This window comes from Mycobacterium sp. 852002-51163_SCH5372311, from assembly GCF_001667115.1.
In the GTDB taxonomy this organism is placed as follows: Bacteria; Actinomycetota; Actinomycetes; order Mycobacteriales; family Mycobacteriaceae; genus Mycobacterium.
Map to the genome: position 1 here is coordinate 1 of NZ_LZIJ01000050.1, position 996 is coordinate 996.

A 996-nucleotide genomic window follows, 5' to 3' on the forward strand; every position below is an offset into this window, starting at 1 on the left:
GGCGGTGGCGGCGGTTGCGTCGGCAACGTCTGCGGCGGCTACCCGTGATCGCACGCTGAGCGAAACCTAGGGTCGCTGTCCGCATTCGGGTTAGGGTTCTCCCGGACTCGACTGCAAGGAGACCCGCCATGGCCAAGCTCAGGTTCGGATACTTCATCGCCCCGTTTCATCGGGCCGGCACCAACCCGACGCTCGCCTTGCAGCGCGACCTGGAGTTCATCGAGCACCTCGACGCGCTGGGCTTCGACGAGGTGTGGCTCGGCGAACATCACTCAGCCGGTAGCGAGATCATCAGCTCGCCGGAAGTCTTCATCGCCGCGGCCGCGGAGCGCGCCAAGCGCATTCGGTTCGGCACCGGCGTCATCTCGCTGGCCTATCACAACCCCCTCTGGGTAGCCGACCGGTTGATGTTGCTGGATCACCTCACCCATGGCCGGGTGATCGGCGGCATGGGGCCGGGTTCGCTGCCCACCGATTCCGCGATGATCGGGTTGACTCCGATCGACACACGTGAGCTCCTCGAAACCAACCTCGACATTGTTGTGCGGCTGCTGGCCGGGGAGACCGTCAGCGCCAAGACCGCGACGCATCAGCTGTTCGACGCCCAGCTGCAGCTGGCGCCATACTCCGACGGCGGCATTCCGCTGGCGGTGGCAGCAGTCGCGTCACCCACAGGCGCGCGGCTGGCCGGCAAACACGGCATCGGGCTGCTCTCCATCGGCGCGACGCTCACGGTGGACGGGTTCAACGCACTCTCTTACCACTGGGGCATCGTCGAAGAGCGCGCTGCGGCATTCGGCACTGAGGTGGACCGCAAGAACTGGGCTCTGGTCGGACCGTTCCACATCGCCGAGACCGACGCGCAGGCACGGGAGGACGTGAAATTCGGTATCGAGTCGTGGTTCAACTACTTCCAGAAGGTGGCCGCGTTTCCGCAGATGACCATGCCGGGGGAGCAGCTCGACGAGATGATCGACATCATCAACGACAACGGCG

At 65.2% G+C, this 996-nt stretch carries 1 protein-coding gene; it reads left to right on the forward strand.

The annotated features are described in order from the left end of the window. Window positions 1-128: 128 nt before the first annotated feature. Window positions 129-996, forward strand: an 868-nt coding sequence (locus A5791_RS06195; protein ID WP_067232853.1) for an LLM class flavin-dependent oxidoreductase, incomplete at its 3' end; no start/stop codon positions are given.